Source organism: Salmonella sp. SG203 (assembly GCF_013350575.1).
Lineage (GTDB): Bacteria > Pseudomonadota > Gammaproteobacteria > Enterobacterales > Enterobacteriaceae > Salmonella > Salmonella enterica.
In genome coordinates this window covers 1-243 of record NZ_SNMT01000125.1, presented here as the reverse complement: position 1 = coordinate 243, position 243 = coordinate 1, and the positions used below count along the sequence as shown (strand labels likewise).

Annotated in this window: 1 rRNA gene; it reads right to left on the bottom strand. The window is 51.4% G+C overall.

Going from position 1 to position 243, the window contains the following annotated elements:
- Positions 1–156: 156 nt before the first annotated feature.
- Positions 157–243 (bottom strand): 23S ribosomal RNA (locus HV477_RS28140); the annotation flags it as partial.

Genomic DNA, 243 nt, shown 5'->3' with positions numbered 1-243 from the left:
GCGGCGTTGCCTGCGCTCGTAAAGTCAGTCACATACTTCTGTATGCTCCTTCCTTTCCTTCGCTTGCCGCCTTGCTGCTGCGCAAATTATTGCGTACTCAACTCTGAATCAGTGCTGAAAATCGTCTCTCAACCGCCAAAACATCTTCGGCGTTGTAAGGTTAAGCCTCACGGTTCATTAGTACCGGTTAGCTCAACGCATCGCTGCGCTTACACACCCGGCCTATCAACGTCGTCGTCTTCA